Here is an 18,463-nt window from a genome sequence, read left to right on the forward strand (position 1 = left end):
AGATTTTATTGAGAAGTCGAGAAAAATCATCCCACAATTAAACAACAACGATAACTGACGCTATTTTTGGAGACTTATTTTTATGTTTAGGGGAAATAATCAACGGCTTGTGAAGTAACTAAATTTTTATGAAAGTTTTGATTTTTTTCAGTAAATTCACTGTTAATTGAAGGATAATATAAGTAAGAGTCCGGATTCATGAAAAGGAGATCCGACTTATGAAAAAAATACTACAAAATATAACTGCAATAGCAGCATTTCTAACATTAAGTACGATAGCTTTACCTGTATTTGCTCTAGAAGTAAGCTTACTAAAAGATAACGCAGACGAAGTTTTAATCGTTCAAAGACCCCGTAGATATCGAAGATTTGGTCGATATCGCTTTAATGAGATCGAGTGTTTTACAGTTCGCCGAACAAGAAGATGGTTGCGTCAACGCTGTTGGAAATCTATATGCTTCCGAAGAGGTAGACGAATCAGATGTCGAGTTGTAAGAACTTGGAGAAGGCGGATACCCAGCAGATATAGAAGAAGAGTTTGGAGGAGAGAAATTCCTGATAGGTATAGAAGCAGGAGAGTTAGAATCTATAATTTCTCTGATGACTAGTACTGAATCACAGTTCTGAGCATACTCAAATTTTATTTGAATCTGGTTATAGAGACATCGCATGAAGATGTAAATCTTGTTTATGAAGGGATGTCAAATAATACTTGAACCAACAACTTGCTAAACGAGCAACTTCATCCAATGCACCTGGTTCTTGGAATTGATAAGTTGCTCCTGGAATTATCTCTAATTGTTTCTTGGGTGTCTGAATTTTTGTCATCGCATCTTCATTCATGGTAATTGCTGATAGATCACATCCACCAACAATCAATAGTGTTGGAGCTTGCACATAGGATAAAACCTTAGGTGTCAGACAAGTTTCTCCACTACGAGACACTAATGCTTCAACAACTGTTGGACGTTGTGCTGCTGCAAGTAATGCAGCACCTCCAGCGACACAATCACCAAAGTAACCAATTTTCAAATTATTAGTGATGGAATTATCAATTAACCAGTCCGTAATACAGATCAACCTTGTTGCTAAGAAGTTAATACTATTACGGAAATGAGCACTTCTCAGGTCGATCGCTTCCTCCTCTTTTGTCAACAAGTCAACTAATATAGTCGCAATTCCTCCACTCTGACGTAAAACATGAGCAAGATAACGATTGCGAGTGTTGTAGCAACTACTACCGCTACCATGGGCAAAGATAACTATTCCCTGGGAATCTTCAGGTAAAACGATTTCAGCCTGCAAACTAATTGAACCCAGCTTCACTGAAACTAGTTTTTCCTCAACATCCTGTACAAAATTCCGAGTCATTTAGACACCCTCTCACAAGTTTTTAATGCGTGGTTAGTATTAAAGTAATTACTTTTTAAGTCGTTAAATTTACCTCTTGCACCACAATTCTTCATATCTACACGGTAAGCATTACTGAAGATTTCTCTAGCAATTCATGTACTTGCTCGTCACTTGTTTGGGAGAAATCATCATAATACAAGCCGACAGCATAAAATGGTTCGGGAGTCGCCAAACATATTACTTCATCGACTTCTGTCCTTAATTGCTTACAGACTGTTGCTGGTGCAACAGGAATCGCTACTATTATTTGCTTGGGTTTTTGTTCTTGTAATATAGCGATCGCAGCCCGTATTGTTGAACCCGTAGCAATGCCATCATCTACAAGGATTACTGTGCAGTTACGTACATTCAGTGACGGACAATGACCTCTATAGGAACGAGCGCGCCTTCTTAATTCTCGCAGTTCTTTACTAGCAATTTTGTCAACTATCTTACTACCAATTTCCCATTCATTTAAAACACTATAATTAAGTACTCGAATGCCATTAGGTGCGATCGCACCCATCGCTAATTCCTTATGATGTGGTACGCCAAGTTTTCTGATAATGCAGATATCAAGCGGGATGTTTAATGATTTTGCGACCTCAAATCCTACTGGAACTCCACCACGAGGTACAGCCAGCACAATTGTATCTGGGCGATTTGCATAGGCTTTAAGTTTTTGAGCAAGTAGCTTCCCTGCTTTTGTACGGTCGCGGAATTTAATCGTCATTAATATCACCCCCTTAACATGAGGAGCACTGAGGTTTCTCCACAAAATGCAATTGCATGAGACAACAGCCCTGATTTTTCCCTTCAGCACTTCAAACCATCGAACTCATCTTATATTTATATAAAAAACATGAGGAACTTGTGAGGACTTACCGTATTATTCTCTCTTCAAAAAATAGCTCACAAATTCCTTAGATTTTTAGCTTAACTTTAAATTAGATAGTTTCAAAATATTATTTAATTACGAACCTACAAAACACTAATTCAAAATCATCGATTAAAAGGCATCAAGCACAAAACTTCTGGCAATTTTGATACAGGGGGTTATATGAATTATTTGACCAACCCATTCTCCGGGAAACCTAAAACCTTGGAAAGCAGTTTACTTCTTCCCTTGGTTAATGTCGTCTTGCTACCAGGGATTACATTACCCGTAATGGTTGTACGATCGCACTCTGTAGGAGTAGTAGAAGCAACAGCATTAACATCACACAAACAATTAATAATTGCTGGAGTTCGACCAGAATCGCGGCAAAGATTAGAAAAAGACCAAAAAGCTGAAATTGAAAGCTTGGAGGAAATTTATCCTGTTGCAACCTTAGCAGAGATCCAACGGGTAATACGGTTACCAATGGCAGGAGGTGTTCAAGTTATCCTTAGGGGGATAGAGAGAGTTTATATCGATAAAATACGGATAAGCAATCGCATTTGCGAAACTAATTATCACCACCTACCACAACTGCACCAAGAGGATACCTCTGAGGTGGAAGGAAAATCAGCAGCAAAGATAGAAGCATTAATCGGAGCAATCAAATCCCAATGGAGAGAAATAGCTAATTCTGATTCTACTTTTCCCCAAGAAGTTTTAGCTTTCTTACAAGACAATAATAATCCAGCTCTGTTGGCTTATCAAACTAGCATGCTTCTACCCCACGATCTCGATAAAATTCAAGGATTACTGGAAGAAGAAAATCTCGAGCAACTACTGAGGAAGGTACTTGCAGATTTGAGTCAAGAAGTAGAAGTTCAACGCCTACAAGGTCAAATTCTAGGTGAAACCAAAAAAGAAATCGATCTACAGCAACGAAAATTCTTTCTACGCGAACAATTGAAGAAAATTCAACAAGAGTTAGGGGAAGGTAGATCGGAAACTCAAGAAATTGAAGAATTACGAACCCGTATAGCCACAGCTCAGTTACCTAGTTGTGTAGATAAGCAAGCAAAACGAGAATTATCACGTTTAGAAAGAATTGGTAATGCTTCAGCAGAAGGAGGTGTGATTCGGACATATCTTGACTGGTTATTGGAAATGCCTTGGAACCAAACAGTCCAAGATAATTTAGAATTAAAAAATGCTAGAGAAGTGTTGGATGCCGACCACCACGGTTTAAATAAAGTAAAAGACCGAATTATTGAACACTTAGCAACATTTAAACTCAAACAGAATGTACCGATAAAAAAAGATGACCAAGAGGTGAAAGTTACTAACTCCGATTTTCCCAGGAGTATTGCTTTTGGTACGGTTTTATGTTTCGTCGGACCACCAGGAGTGGGTAAAACTAGTCTGGGGCGCTCCGTTGCTCGGGCTTTAGGTCGCCCATTTGAGCGTATTAGTTTAGGTGGGCTGCGTGATGAAGCTGAACTACGGGGTCATCGGCGTACTTATGTTGGTGCAATGCCAGGTCGTATTGTCCAAGCTTTACATAGATCTGGGGTAAAAAATCCAGTAATTATGCTAGATGAATTGGATAAAGTAGGCATGGACTATCGCGGCGATCCGGCTTCGGTATTACTAGAAGTTCTTGATCCGCAACAAAATTACTGCTTCCGCGACCTCTATTTAGATTTAGACTTTGACTTATCCCAAGTGTTTTTTATTGGTACTGCAAATGATTTATCTAAAGTTGCAGCACCACTACTCGATAGATTAGAAATTATTGAACTGTCGGGTTATTCTGAAGAAGAAAAATTAGCCATTGCCGAAAAATACTTGCTACCACGCCAGATTGAAAAAGCTGGACTTCCTAAAGATGCAGTGCAAATACCTTCACAAACCCTCAGGCTAGTAATTGAAAATTATACCCGCGAAGCAGGAGTTCGAAGATTAGAACAAAATTTAGGTACCCTTTGTCGTAAAGTTGCAGTACGTCATGCATCAGGTGATACTAATTCTGTAGTTATCGATCCAGAACAGTTAGAAGACTTACTGGGACCAAAAGTCTTTTTAGGAGAACAGATGCGAAAATCACCTCAATCGGGTGTCGCTTGCGGTTTAGCTTGGACTTTAGCTGGTGGGGAAGTTTTGTTTGTAGAGGCAGTGAAATTATCCCAAGGGAAAGACCTTGTGCTCACCGGATACCTGGGTGAAGTCATGGAAGAATCCGCTCGTATTGCTTACTCCTATGTTTGGTCAAATGCAGCTTTGTTGGGTATTGATACCACGGTTTTTCAAACTAATGGTCTACATATTCACGTCCCAGCCGGCGCAGTTCCTAAAGATGGACCATCTGCCGGTGTAACAATAGTCACTGCAATTGCCTCTTTGTTAATGAATTGTGCTGTGCGAACGGATACAGCAATGACCGGGGAAATCAACCTGAGTGGTGAAGTCCTTCCCATTGGTGGAGTTCGCGAAAAAGTTCTAGCTGCTCGTCGTGCTGGTATTAAGAGGATAATACTACCTCAACAAAATGCTAAAGACCTGGTAGATGTTCCAGAAGATGTTAGCACAGATCTAGAATTTATCTTTTGTGATCGCATTGACCAAGTTCTTGAAAATGCTTTGCTGCAACCAATTAAGAGTTGATAGATAATCTTATCAGTATTGCTTCTGGAGCAGATGCCGATTTCATAATTTGTTAACCAACGTACTTTCTAACTCAAAACTTCTCTCTCATCTTGGAAATTTTTTGCTAAAGATTGCTCGCATTCAGGCAAAACTTCTGCGATGGCTTTTACTAATTCACATGCTGTGAAAGGTTTCGCTAAAAATCCTTGAACTCCAGTCCCTGCAGCTTTTGCTAAAACCTCTGTAGAGACTAACCCACTCGTAGCAATAATCTTTACTTGTGGATTTATTCTTTGCAAAGTACGGATAGTAGTTGCACCGTCCATGATAGGCATCATCATATCCATTAACACAATACTAATCTTATCTTTGTGGTTAGCGTAAACAGAAATCCCTTCTATTCCATCTTTTGCCGTGAGTACTTGTAAGTTATAGTTTTCCAGAGTGGTTTTGATAATTTCACAAATTTTTGTTTCGTCATCAATTACTAAAATTACTTCTCCCTTTCCCACCAATCCTTGTAGTTCCTGTTTTTTCTCTGGGACAAGCCCCTCTTGACTGGGTAAATATACTTGAAATTGACTACCTTTTCCCAATTCGCTGGATATCTTCACAAACCCGTCATGGTTTTTAATAATACCCAATACCGTAGATAAACCCAAACCGGTACCTTTACCGACCTCTTTTGTAGTGAAAAATGGATCAAAAATTCTGTCTATGTTTTCCTGGGGAATACCAACTCCAGTATCGGCAATTGTTACCACAACATAAGGCCCAACTTTAGCATCAATATTCATCCTGGCATAACTTTCATCAACAAAAATATTCTCAGCCAGAATACTTAAAGTACCACCATCAGGCATGGCATCCCGGGCATTAACCACTAAATTCATAAATACCTGATGCAATTGGGTAGGGTCTGCTGCAACTGTCCATAGATTTCGTGGTAAATTCCTCTCTATTTCAATGAATTTGGGAAATGTTCCTTTGACAAATTGCTCGATATCCCTTAGCAAATGTTTTACTTGTACAACTGTGCGCCTAGCTTCATGACCACGGGCGAAGGACAAAATTTGCTTGACCAAGTTCGCACCCCGTTTGGCACTACTTTCTAGCATTTTCAACATTTCCTGGGAACTTCGATCCAAATTAGTCACCTTAAGAGGTAATAATTGTGAAATAGCCAAAATCGGTGTCAAAATATTATTTAAATCGTGAGCAATACCACTTGCCAAAGTCCCAAGACTTTCTAGGCGCTGAGCCCGGAGAAACTGTTTCTCTAGTTGCTTTTTCTCAGTAATATCAGTGTCAACTGTAAGGATAGATTTGGGATTTCCTAACTTATCTTTTACCAAAGTCCAACGGCTAGCAACGATTATTTCCCTACCTTCTTTAGTAATTTTATGTAGTTCACCTTGCCAAGAATGTTTATCCTTAACTATTTTTAGTGCTTCGGTTAATTCTGGTGAAATTTCTTTGTATAAAAGTTCATCTGCAACTTGACCAATTGCTTCCTTTGATGTCCATCCATACATACTTTCAGCAGCTTGGTTATAGTATATTATCTCACCCGATAAACTTCGGAGCAAAATCGCATCTGTAGTCACGTCAAGTAATGCAGCTTGTTCGGTAATTTTTTCTTCTGCAAGCTTGCGCTCGGTAATATCACTGGCAATCAATACAGCAGTTGTGGCTTTCCCTCGAACTTGATTTGGTGCAATTTGGGTTTTATAGAAGCGAGTATCACCTTGTCGGTCGGGAATTGCATACTCTATTTCTTGAACTTGTTGGGTGGTAAAAACCTGTTCTAAAACGAAATCAATGCTGGAACGTTGATCTGGGGGGAACCATTGTGTCACTAAGCTGCCTAGTAACTTTTCTTGAGATACGCACTCATTAGTACGATTTGCAAAGATAATTCTACCATTGCGATCTAGTTCATAAATATAAATAGGTGCATTGACAGTCAAAGAATGTAATTTTTGAGCTAGATCGCGGTAACGCTCTTTACTTTCTCGCAATGCTTCTTCTACTTGCTTATATTCACTGATATCCTGAGATATGCCGTAAAAACGTACAACTCTTCCTTGGGCGTCTTTATCTACTCGTCCACAAGAAAACGCATAACCAACAGTACTATCGGGATGTAAGAAGCGGAACTCTGTTTCATAGGGAATACCTTGTTCCAAGGCTGCTTTAGTAATTTTATTAACCCTTGTTCGATCAGCAGAATGAACAAATTGATTTGCTACTTCTATATCGGGTATTGGGCTATCTTGATTTAAATTAGTAAATCGATAAAATTCTTCTGACCACCATTTCTCACCGGTATTTAAGTCCCACGACCAACTTCCCATCTTTGCAACTCGTTGTGCTTCCTGTAGCAAAGCCTCAGTACGCCGGAGCTTTTTTTCTACCTGTTTGCGTTTAGTAATATCCCGAATAACCGCAAGTAAACCAATTTTATTTCCACTATTATCTTGAAGAAAACTAATTGATAACTCTACATGAATTTCTTGACCATTATTTTTAATATGAATATTTTCTCCTTGCCACCACCCTTGTGTTAATAAAGCATCTTGGGCTAAGTATTTATCTTCATCATCGACCCATTGATACTTATAAATTTCTTCTAAATGCCGACCAATAAATTCATCTGCTTCAATATCGTATAGTTGCTCTGCTCGTCTGTTTAAATAAACGACGTGATGTTCGTTATCAATAGCGATTACTGCATCACTTACATGGGCGAGAACATTTGCCTGAAAGTTAATTTGAGCTTCTATTTGAGAGCGGACTTTAATTTCCTGTTTACAACAAATTTTTGCTTTTTTAAACCTATTAACTTGCTTTTTCAACTCGGAGCGAGTTTGATATAGCTCTTCTCGTACTTCTTTTAACTGATTTTCTTGTAACTTTATTTGTTCTTGTAATCTTGGAATAAGACCAGTTTTCTCTTCCAAAGCGAATACTTGCTGTAAATCATTTTGAGTAATAATACCAACTAATTTATCTTCCCAATCTAAAATGGGTAAATGGTGAATTCCATGCCGATGCATAAGCGAATGCGCAGTGAAGATATCATGATTTGGAGATATCTTTAAACTTATGACTTGCTGAGTCATTACCTCAGAGATTCTCACACCGGAGAAATTTATTCCAGAACCAGCAAGCCTGACAATATCTACATGTGTAAATATTCCTACTAAAGAAAACCCTTCTACTACCAACACATAATCTTTTGGGTTGCGATCGATTTTATTTGGTTGCGATAATTTTCCCCGTACCCCACATTTGTTAATACGATGTTGTCCTTCATCCATCATCAAAGGAATCACATCGACAACAAAAGTGTCCGGTGTAACGGTCAATGGGGAAATATCAATAACCCTATTTAAATCACAAAAATCAATCAGCTTGTTGTTAGGTTCCATGGCTAATGTGCCTCAGGAAAACCCAAGGTAAAATTATTACACATACCACACCTATTCGAGTTACCGTAAAATACAACCCACTCCACAAATTAAAAATAAGGGAATAACAGTTGAAAAATTTAAAAACAATAACTTATAGCGGAATTGTAAAAGTCAGGAGACAAAAAGAATTTGGATGAGAAGAAATCTAATATTTTTGATATTAGGCTTTATTACTATTCTTTTACCTTACTTATTGCCAACTCGCTATATATCATCTTTAAAAATAGGCGATATAAATATTGTAGCGATTTTTCAATTTTCGATACCTTTTATGAATTTTTATTACAATATAAATAGATATATTCCAAAATTATTATCGCCCATGAGTACTATCAATTGATAGTTAAATTAACCTTTTTCAAAACAATTACCAATTATCTATAATTGTGTCCTATCACGGTATAGAAAACGTATAACTGCGCTACCTGCGGTTAAGCCTTGCGGCAGAGCCTACGGCGACGGCAAAGCCTCTGGCTGCGCTTACGTCGTCAGACGCGTGCATTCGTCGTTAGACGCGTCCAAACCGGTACGCTATTGCTAACCGCTAACATTACTCATTACTTATTACTCACAATTATTTGTCCAATCTGACATCAATGATATTGCCTCGGAAATAGTAATTAAAACCTTCCATTGTCGCAGGCATACCTATTTTTAATTTACTATCACCAACAAATGAACCATCATCTTTCACTTCAGCGCTACTTGATAAAGTTACCAACATGTTTGTTAGAAAACGAGCCGTAGGATCCTCTAATTCTTTGACCGAACCATCTGGTTGAGTTACAGCAGTAGTAATTGGTATTAGTTGAACAGATTTGATCTGCATTTGACCAGCTGGTTGGTTTTTGATTGTAATATCAGTATTTACTCCATTCTTCAATTCTTGATTCACTAAATCTTGAGGTCGGCTAATACTCAAATACTTCACCAATAAATCTAACTCTACAGGCTGAGTTGAAGCAGTAGCATAAGTTGGAAAATTAAATACACCTGGTGTAAAGAAAACTGATGTTAATATTAATACTATTGCGAGTAAGATACTCCAGCTAAATCGCTTCAATATGTCTATAAACTGCTGAAACAAACCAAAACTCCTCATCTATACAAGTTCCTACTTATACGACAAACATGTTTGTCAATTGGGTTTGTATTGAACTATTTACCCAATAAATCTAACAGTTCATAACTTTATCAAAATAAAGTTGGTTTATTTGAAGATCATTATTAAATATTTAAATATACCACCAGGTAATTAGGTTGAGACAATCAATTAATTAAATCCAGTCTCGATTAATATTAATCCCTCTACTTTTCATACTTTCCACAAACAGATTCGTTGGAAGCGCTTCTTCCACCGGAAAAACTCCCGGTTTTCTCAATTTACCTTCTAACAATAATTGAGCTATGGTACCGGTACCACAACCTGCTGCGATCGCTGTATTTTCATGGATTAAATTTGCCCGACAGACGAGGGAATTACCATTTTTGGTTCCAATTACTTCTGCACAAACTGCAACTCCAATTCCACTAAAGCGATCAGTGACATCTGTCATCAAATGACTAACATGGGATAAAAACTCGATTCCCCTCGAATTTCTCAGCCACGAGCGAGGGAAAACATGTGCAGCGATCCAAGTCAAGTGGTTATAAAAGTCAGGAACAGAACCAAACTTAGTAATGACACTACTTACACCGGGAAAAGACTTCGGAAGAGTGTAGGTCTCCGGCATATCATACCAATATACGCCGCTAGGTCCATAGGGTGAAGGGAAATCAATGGTTTCGCGTTCAGTATATGGTTTGATGGTTTTCCAATCACCCTCTATCCACGCTTCAAAGGAATTTTGCAAACCTAAAAATGTTGTGCGCATTACCGTAACACCAGCACCACCAGAACCAGAAACTACATAACTCAAATGAATTTTCTCTGGTTCATCGAACTGCTCGACGCACTGTCGCACCATACTATTAGATATACCTGGAAATATCCCGGTGTTTACAATTGCAGTCACATCTGCATTAACTGCATCTTTGTGGTGTTCTAAGGCTCTTATAGTGTAAGAACGGTGGTCGCTAACATCTAGATAATTCACACCTTGCTTGATACATAGCTCCAAAACCTTAGTATCTCTGTGATGAAAAGGACCAGCGCAGTGAACTACTAAATTAGATTTAGCGATTTCCGATGCTAATTTGTCAATATTTGCTAAATCCAAACAGAGGAAGCGTAATTGAGGATTTAATTTATGATTTAGTTGATGGCTGGATTGAACATCTCTAACTTTACCTGCAGTACTACGCCCGGTAACAATTACTTCTGAATCTGTATTAGTTGCAATATCTTGAGCGACGCTACCACCGATGCGCCCATTTCCTCCTAAGATTAAAACTTTTTTAGTCATCACTTCAAAATAGACACCCCTTTTTTATTTCATCAGTTGGGGGTGCCTTTTGTCATTTAGTACCTAACTCAGATAATACTTTATTTTGCTCTCCTACTTGCTGCTTCTGCTTGCAACTCTTCTACAACATCCCAAGCTGCAGCACATTCCCTTGAGGTTGGTCCCTTAGCTTCACAAATAGCTCTTGCATCATCTCTTGCTGCTTCAATTGCATCTTCGAGATAAATTCTTCGGGGCTGCTCAACAAAGTCACTTTTTTTGAGAATATCTGTAATAGAAACAATTCCAAGCAAAGTATCTTTTATTACAGGAGCACGGCGAATTCCGGTATTAGCAAATAAACGAGCGACATACTCTACTCCCAACTCAGGGTTTACGGTAATGCAGGGTTTAGTCATAATTTCGTAGATCCGGATTTTCTTGGGATCTGCACCATATGCAGCGACTTTATAAATAATATCGCTTTCTGTTACCATTCCATAGGGGTCATTATCGTGACGACGCTCAACAATTAAGGCGCGTAGCCCTTTGTCTTTCATTAAATTCACAGCTTCAGCAACTGTTGCCGAACCAGTAATAGTCACCACCTCTTTGGTCATGATTTCTTCTGCTTTCATCATGGCTATTTACTCCCCTGTAGATCAAAGTGATGGTTTATATTGGTAATTCTTATTTATATGTGGAAATCCCATAAATATTGTATGTCATTTTGTGCACCGACATAATTGGCTATCTTTGAAAGATTTATCAGAAAAAATGATAGAAAAATTCTATTTTTAACTGGTTCGCCGTAAGTCCCCCACTATATTTGTACTCAAATTAGTGGCGGGATATAAGGCGGTAAAAATGTTTGCACCTCCTGACCATAGCTTGTTTTGAATTAGCTGAAGAAAGGAGGTAGCAAATATTTTTATAATTTCTCCTGACTTTCTTACTGGGAATAGTATATAGTAGTAAGAGGTCGATAGCGTAGCGTGACGAAGTCATAATTTAGGAAAAGTTTAGATGATCCGCGCAGCACCATCAAGCTCAGCGCAGATGAGACGTCAAGCCGTCAAAGTAAGGTTATACCCCACAGAACAACAAGTTCAAATACTTGCACAACATTTTGGTTGCGCCCGTTGGTGGTGGAATTATGGATTGAATAAATGCATAGAGACTTACAAGGAGACTGGTAAAGGGTTGTCTCAGTCTGGACTAAATTCTATGCTGCCAAAACTCAAAAAAGAAAAAGAAACTATTTGGTTGAGTGAGTGCTATTCACAGGTATTGCAGTCTGTAAGTCTCAATCTTAGCCGTGCTTATCAAAACTTTTTTGAGGGTAGAGCAAAGTATCCTAGGTTCAAATCAAGACACCATCGTCAATCTATCCAGTATCCGGCGAATGTAAAACAAATTGGTAATGATTTGAAATTCCCTGGCAAGGTGGGTGTTGTTAAAGCCAAAATTCACCGAGAGTTGGACGGGAAAATCAAAACTGTAACTATCAGTAAATGCCCGTCTGGCAAGTATTATGCCTCTGTTTTACTGGAGTACGATGATGATAATCCAGCACCCAGTACAGACGGAAAAGTGATTGGGATTGATTTGGGAATCAAAGATTTTGCAATTACCAATGATGGTGAAAAAACTTCTAAATATCCCAATCCAAAGCATTTAGCTAAATATGAAAAGAAACTAGCGAAGAAACAGCGTATTGCTGCCAGGAAAAAGAAAGGTAGTAACAAGCGCAAGAAAGCTATGAGAACTGTAGCTAGGGTATACGAACGGGTTAGCAATGTCCGCCAAGACTTTCTACACAAGCTATCCAGAAAAATAGTTGATAACAATCAGGTCGTAGTTGTCGAAAACCTAAACGTCAAGGGCATGGTTCGTAACCACAAACTAGCAAAAGCAATATCTGATACAGGGTGGGGAACCTTTGTGAACTTCCTTGACTACAAGTGTGAGAAGGAAGGCAAGGTTCTATTAGAAATAAACCGATGGTTCCCCAGTTCTAAAACCTGTTCTAATTGTCATTACCAAATCAAAGAGTTACCGCTTGATGTAAGGACTTGGATTTGTCCTAGTTGCGGCACTCATCATGATAGAGATGGTAATGCGGCAAAGAATATTAGAGCAGAAGGTGTCAGGATGCTGTCCTCCTCTGGGACGGGGGAGGCTAACGCCAATGAAGAGGGAGTAAGACCAAAGCGCGGGCGTAAGTCCAAACTGCGGCATTCCTCCGTGAAGTTGGAAGCCCACACCTAATCTGTACTCAGATAGGTGTGTGGTAGTTCACACTCCCTTAGTTTTAGGTGCACGAGGGATAGTTCATTTTTGATATTAGATGGCTAGCAGCAAAGCAAGAAAGCTGTATTTTGCCACTAGAATTTATAATTTTTTTGCTTTGAATGACAGTCAGATATTATGTATTTCAAATTTTATTGTCCCACAAATACCAGTGGAAAGATAAGTTAAAATAACACATAAAAGTATCCCCGTATACAAGTATCGGGGAAGCTTAAATTAAAACAAATAATAAACAATTGAAGAGCTAGTAATGATTAGATTCTGCTTAAAATTTATTCGTTTCTAGCTAAAGTAGTCTTTCAAGGTGCTGTATCAATTGTGGTGCTTGAAGCAAACCTTCAATTCTTTCTACAGCTTCACCTTTCTTAAATAAAACTAAAGTAGGTAAAGCTTCAATTTGATACTGACTTGCTAATTGGGGATACTTGTCAGTATCAATTTTCACTATCTTCATTTTTCCTTGGAGTTGGGCATTTACTTGTTCCAAAATCGGCACCATCATCTGACATGGTCCACACCAAGCCGCATAAAAATCCACCAGTACTGGTAAATCAGAACCAGACAGCATTTCCTCAAAGCTGTTAAATTTCTTTTTCACAGACATAATGTTCTTACCGCTTCAATGCTACTGCTTAATAGTAGTGTGTTTATCAAGAATTGGGAATTGGGGGTTGGGGATTAGCAACTGGTGACTGGGGATTGGGATTACTAATCTCTAGTTGCTATCCCCAGTCCCTAATCCCTAATCCTCAATCCCTAGTCGCTAATCTCTAAAATAATCTTAATTTTTAACCAATAATCGCTTTATGATGATAGCGATTGAAACGCAATGATTGAAAATTAATAGGAATAAATCAATGGCGGTGCTTGAATTATCGGAAGTATTACCAGAAAATTTACAAACCCTACGTTCCCAAGTGGCTGTTGTCACCGGTGCATCACGGGGAATTGGACGGGCGATCGCCCTAGAATTAGCAAAAATGGGAGCTACAGTTGCGGTAAATTATGCATCTTCTAGTGGAACTGCTGAAGAATTAGTCGAAGCAATTACTAAAGCAGGTGGAAGTGCGATCGCTCTTCAAGCAGATGTTTCCAAAGCCGAACAAGTGGATGCACTAATAAAGGCTGTAATGGAAAAATTTAAGCGCGTTGATATCTTGGTAAATAATGCAGGTATTACTCGCGATACACTACTGTTACGAATGAAACCAGAAGATTGGCAAGCAGTAATTGACCTCAACCTAACCGGTGTTTTTCTCTGCACCCGTGCGGCTAGTAAAATTATGCTGAAGCAGCGTTCTGGGCGAATTATTAATATAGCTTCCGTTGCTGGACAAATGGGCAATCCGGGACAGGCTAACTACAGCGCCGCGAAAGCAGGTGTGATTGGTTTAACTAAAACCCTCGCCAAAGAATTTGCTGTTCGTGGGATTACAGTTAATGCGGTCGCACCAGGTTTTATCACTACTGATATGACTAATGACCTCAAAAATGACGAAATTCTCAAATATATTCCTCTCGGTCGATTTGGAAAACCAGAAGAAGTGGCGGGGATGGTACGCTTTTTAGCTTCCGACCCCGCCGCTGCTTACATTACCGGACAAGTTTTTAATGTGGATGGTGGAATGGTGATGGCTTAAAACAGTTTTCAGTTATCAGTTAATGTGCTGTCGCGCACACTACGCTAACAGTTATCAATTTTTTTGATTTATGTTGTATTTGCTGTTAATTGTTCCCTGTAGCCCGCAAGGGCGTGGCGTTAGCCATAAACTGTTAACTGATGTTTGTCAAACTTTATGCATTCTTTGCCAAATTGCAAATCCTAATAACATAAGAATACTAGCTGTAGTTGCAAGTATTACACTGATACTCATACCTCTTATTCTCATAGCCAGTAAATTAAAAATCCAAGTTACAAACCACAGTGCAAAAGCAGCACGACGTTGGGATAATCCCCAAGCTAATAGGCGATGATGTAAATGATCTTTTCCTGGTGTTGTTAATGGGTTTTTTCCTGCCATTAATCGGCGGATAAATACTTGAGATGTATCCAGTACCGGCAACAACAAAAATAAAACTGGCGGTACTAAGGTAACAACTGTCGTGGTTTGTAATTCTCCCAAAATACTTGTGGCTGCTAGCACATAACCAAAAAAGTAGGCACCAGCATCACCCATAATAATTCGGGAAGGATGAAAATTATGTCGTAAAAATCCCAGCGCAGCGCCAGATAAAGCAGCAAGTATTAAAGTCGCTGCGGCGCGGTTGGGAAATTGTGCTGAAACAGCTAATAAACTAATCGAAGTAATAAAACTGACTCCTCCCACTAAACCATCCATACCATCCATTAAATTGATAGCATTGGTGATTCCCACTACCCAAAATACTGTTAGCAGCATTGAGAGAAATGGATCTATAGGAGTACCAAAGGTTAACTGAAAACTAATCCCATTAGCAAACAGTAACAAAGCGGTTAAAATTTGGATCAATAAGCGAAATGATGCTGGCAAACTGAATTGGTCGTCAATGAATCCAACCAGAACTAGGATGGAACCGCCTAACAAAATCGTTAACACTTGTGCCAAAACACTGTGTAGTTCGATCGGACGTAAAAGAGTTGCCAAAACAATAGCAGCAATCGCTCCAGCATAAATAGCCAAACCGCCAGCATTGGGTAAAGGTTCTCGATTTAATCGTCTTGCATTTGGTTGGTCAGCCCAACCGACCTGCAAAGCAAATTTACGTACTATTGGCATTAGACGCCATGTTACCAACCAAGCCAAGAAAAAAGTGAAAACTACTGCCAACCAGCCGGAACCGTAGGGATCGGCAATTCCGATTGCCTGCAGGGAGTCGTATAATTTCATCCCCCAAATCAACTATATTTGTCAATTTCTATGAATATTAACTGATATATTAATCTGTTTGTTCCGTAAATATTGTATTTTCTACCTCGATCTAAATTTATATTTCTGACAAGTGAATCTGAAAATTAGGATAAATCCTAAAGTACAAACCTAAAGTACAAAAAGAAAAAGAATATTAAAGATATAATCTCCTTTTCTTGTTTAATTCATCCGTTATTTATGGGCTCACAGGAAAAAAAGTCAAAATTATAGTTAGCACTCTTCGCCTCTGAGTGCTAAATTGTTAGACAGAAAGCACTCTTTGATGAAAGAATGGCAAAAATAGTTTCTTTTGACGAACAATCTCGGCGGTCATTAGAGAGCGGAATTAACGCTCTTGCTGATGCTGTTAAAATCACTCTAGGACCTAAAGGTCGTAATGTTCTTCTCGAAAAGAAATTTGGTTCCCCCCAAATTGTTAATGATGGTATCACTGTTGCCAAAGAAATTGAACTTCAAGATCCTTTGGAAAATACTGGTGCAAGATTAATCCAGGAAGTGGCATCCAAAACTAAGGATGTAGCTGGAGATGGTACAACCACCGCTACAGTTTTGGCTCAAGCCATGATTAAAGAGGGCTTGAAGAATGTAGCTGCTGGTAGCAACCCCATCAGTTTAAAACGGGGAATTGATAAAACTGTTGAAATTTTGGTAGAAGAAATTGCCAAGATTGCCAAGCCAGTAGAAGGTAGTGCGATTGCTCAAGTTGCTACTGTATCAGCTGGAAACGATGAAGAAGTCGGTAGCATGATTGCTGAAGCGATGGAAAAGGTCACCAAAGATGGTGTCATTACCGTTGAAGAATCAAAATCTCTCTCAACTGAATTAGAAGTAGTTGAAGGGATGCAAATTGACCGGGGTTACATTTCTCCCTACTTCATCACCAATAACGAGCGGATGACAGTAGAGTTTGAAAATGCCCGTATTTTAATTACCGACAAAAAAATCAGCAACATCCAAGATTTAGTTCCGGTACTGGAAAAAGTTGCTCGTAGCGGTCAACCCTTGTTGATAATTGCTGAAGATGTTGAAGGAGAAGCTTTAGCAACTTTAGTTGTTAACAAAGCAAGGGGTGTTTTATCTGGTTGTGCAATTAAAGCACCAGGTTTTGGCGAACGTCGCAAAGCAATGTTACAAGACATCGCGGTTTTAACTGGCGGACAAATGATTTCCGAAGAAATCGGTTTGAGTTTGGATACTGCATCTTTAGAGATGTTGGGAACTGCCCGTAAAATCGAAATCGATAAGGAAAATACCACCATCGTTGCTGCTAGCGATGTCACCAAAAAAGACGTACAAAAGCGAATCGATCAAATCCGCAAGCAATTGGAACAAACTGATTCCGAGTACGATAGCGAAAAATTGCAAGAGCGCATTGCAAAATTAGCAGGTGGAGTTGCAGTCATTAAAGTTGGTGCAGCTACCGAAACCGAACTCAAAGATCGCAAACTCCGCATCGAAGATGCTCTAAATGCGACCAAAGCTGCAGTAGACGAAGGTATTGTCCCTGGTGGTGGAACAACTTTGATCCATCTCTCCCAGAAAGTAGAAGAAATCAAAGCTACACTTTCTGAAGATGAGAAAATTGGTGCAGATATTGTTTCTCGTTGTTTGGAAGCTCCCCTACGCCAAATTTCTGATAACGCAGGTGTAGAAGGTTCAGTAATCGTTTCTAAGGTTAGAGACACTGAGTTCAACATTGGTTACAATGCTGCTACCGGTGAGTTTGAAGATTTAATTGCTGCAGGTATTATCGATCCTGCAAAAGTTGTCCGTTCTTCTCTACAAAATGCTTCTTCTATTGCTGGAATGGTTTTGACCACCGAAGCAATTGTAGTTGAAAAACCTGAGAAGAAACCTGCTGCTGGCGCTCCCGATATGGGTGGCATGGGCGGCATGGGTGGCATGGGTGGCATGGGTGGTATGGGTATGGGTATGCCCGGTATGGGAATGATGTAGGTTACAGCTATATCTAGCCATATTTTGAGTACTACTCGTGCAGTGATATCAAGCTTGCTGCCAAAATAAGATGATAATGTAGGGGCAAAGGCAAATAGCTATGCCTCTACATTATTTATTTGAGAATTGGTAATTGAGAATTGGTAATTGAGAATTGGTAATTGAGAATTGGTAATTGGTAATTGGTAAGTATAAAAAATATTTTTAATATTGAATGATTATTTTTATTTAGATATTCAAATTCTCTTTAGCCCATAGAGCTGCTTGAGTGCGATCGCGGAGTTCAAGTCTTCCTAAAATCTGCGTCACATAATTTTTCACGGTACCCTCAGTCAAATACAGCGCTTTAGCTATTTCACGATTATTCTTACCCTGGCTAATTAAGCGCAAAACATCCAACTCTCGTTCGCTAAAAAGATTTTCATAGGAATTTTGCTTACTTACTACAGGTGGACGTAGCTGAGCAAAAACTTTAGGTGCGATGGTTGGACCAAGTTGAGAATGTCCTTGAGA

Annotated in this window: 13 protein-coding genes; 4 read left to right on the forward strand and 9 right to left on the reverse strand. The window is 39.0% G+C overall.

From position 1 onward, the window contains the following. Positions 1-654: 654 nt before the first annotated feature. Together QNJ50_RS23930 and QNJ50_RS23935 are read right to left on the reverse strand one after the other, a co-directional pair. The gene (locus QNJ50_RS23930) at positions 655-1,371 is read right to left on the reverse strand and encodes a hypothetical protein (RefSeq protein WP_300640583.1); all 717 of its coding nucleotides are present in this window, start codon (positions 1,369-1,371) and stop codon (positions 655-657) included. 97 nt (positions 1,372-1,468) lie between these two features. Next, positions 1,469-2,125: a phosphoribosyltransferase gene (locus tag QNJ50_RS23935; RefSeq protein WP_300640585.1), complete on the reverse strand. Its 657-nt coding sequence runs from the start codon at positions 2,123-2,125 to the stop codon at positions 1,469-1,471. A 327-nt stretch (positions 2,126-2,452) separates the two neighbouring features. Here QNJ50_RS23935 and lon point away from each other — a divergent pair, with 327 nt between their 5' ends. Continuing rightward, positions 2,453-4,930 (forward strand): endopeptidase La, encoded by a 2,478-nt coding sequence (lon, locus tag QNJ50_RS23940; RefSeq protein WP_300640587.1) that lies wholly within the window; start codon positions 2,453-2,455, stop codon positions 4,928-4,930. 68 nt (positions 4,931-4,998) lie between these two features. Here the strand turns inward: lon and QNJ50_RS23945 are convergent, their stop codons facing one another. The 4 genes from QNJ50_RS23945 to QNJ50_RS23960 form a co-directional block, all read right to left on the reverse strand. Continuing rightward, positions 4,999-8,346 carry a PAS domain S-box protein gene (locus tag QNJ50_RS23945; RefSeq protein WP_300640589.1) on the reverse strand — a complete coding sequence of 1,116 codons (3,348 nt, stop codon included), beginning with the start codon at positions 8,344-8,346 and terminating at the stop codon, positions 4,999-5,001. 616 nt (positions 8,347-8,962) lie between these two features. Continuing rightward, positions 8,963-9,490: a DUF4330 domain-containing protein gene (locus QNJ50_RS23950; protein ID WP_300640591.1), complete on the reverse strand. Its 528-nt coding sequence runs from the start codon at positions 9,488-9,490 to the stop codon at positions 8,963-8,965. A gap of 175 nt (positions 9,491-9,665) precedes the next feature. Next, on the reverse strand, positions 9,666-10,793 hold the full coding sequence (locus QNJ50_RS23955; protein WP_300640593.1) for a saccharopine dehydrogenase NADP-binding domain-containing protein: 1,128 nt from the start codon (positions 10,791-10,793) through the stop codon (positions 9,666-9,668). 80 nt (positions 10,794-10,873) lie between these two features. Beyond that, positions 10,874-11,413: a CBS domain-containing protein gene (locus QNJ50_RS23960; RefSeq protein WP_300640595.1), complete on the reverse strand. Its 540-nt coding sequence runs from the start codon at positions 11,411-11,413 to the stop codon at positions 10,874-10,876. Between the two features lie 418 nt (positions 11,414-11,831). Here QNJ50_RS23960 and QNJ50_RS23965 point away from each other — a divergent pair, with 418 nt between their 5' ends. Next, the gene (locus tag QNJ50_RS23965; RefSeq protein ID WP_300640607.1) at positions 11,832-13,043 is read left to right on the forward strand and encodes an RNA-guided endonuclease TnpB family protein; all 1,212 of its coding nucleotides are present in this window, start codon (positions 11,832-11,834) and stop codon (positions 13,041-13,043) included. A 328-nt stretch (positions 13,044-13,371) separates the two neighbouring features. On the opposite strand, the gene trxA is transcribed toward QNJ50_RS23965, so the two are convergent. Further along, the gene (trxA, locus tag QNJ50_RS23970; protein WP_300640597.1) at positions 13,372-13,689 is read right to left on the reverse strand and encodes a thioredoxin; all 318 of its coding nucleotides are present in this window, start codon (positions 13,687-13,689) and stop codon (positions 13,372-13,374) included. A gap of 253 nt (positions 13,690-13,942) precedes the next feature. Here trxA and fabG point away from each other — a divergent pair, with 253 nt between their 5' ends. Next, a complete protein-coding gene (fabG, locus tag QNJ50_RS23975; RefSeq protein WP_300640599.1) occupies positions 13,943-14,725 on the forward strand; it encodes a 3-oxoacyl-[acyl-carrier-protein] reductase in 783 nt (260 codons plus the stop codon). A 147-nt stretch (positions 14,726-14,872) separates the two neighbouring features. On the opposite strand, the gene QNJ50_RS23980 is transcribed toward fabG, so the two are convergent. After that, complete coding sequence (locus tag QNJ50_RS23980) at positions 14,873-15,952, reverse strand: MraY family glycosyltransferase (RefSeq protein WP_027846783.1); 1,080 nt, start codon at positions 15,950-15,952, stop codon at positions 14,873-14,875. Positions 15,953-16,264: 312 nt separating this feature from the next. On the opposite strand from QNJ50_RS23980, the gene groL reads away from it, so the two are divergent. Then, on the forward strand, positions 16,265-17,950 hold the full coding sequence (gene groL / locus QNJ50_RS23985) for a chaperonin GroEL (RefSeq protein WP_300640603.1): 1,686 nt from the start codon (positions 16,265-16,267) through the stop codon (positions 17,948-17,950). 228 nt (positions 17,951-18,178) lie between these two features. Here groL and QNJ50_RS23990 read toward each other — a convergent pair. Next, the coding region (locus QNJ50_RS23990) for a response regulator transcription factor (RefSeq protein WP_300640605.1) at positions 18,179-18,463 on the reverse strand (285 nt) is incomplete at its 5' end.

Source organism: Mastigocoleus sp. MO_188.B34, from assembly GCF_030065675.1.
In the GTDB taxonomy this organism is placed as follows: Bacteria; Cyanobacteriota; Cyanobacteriia; order Cyanobacteriales; family Nostocaceae; genus Mastigocoleus.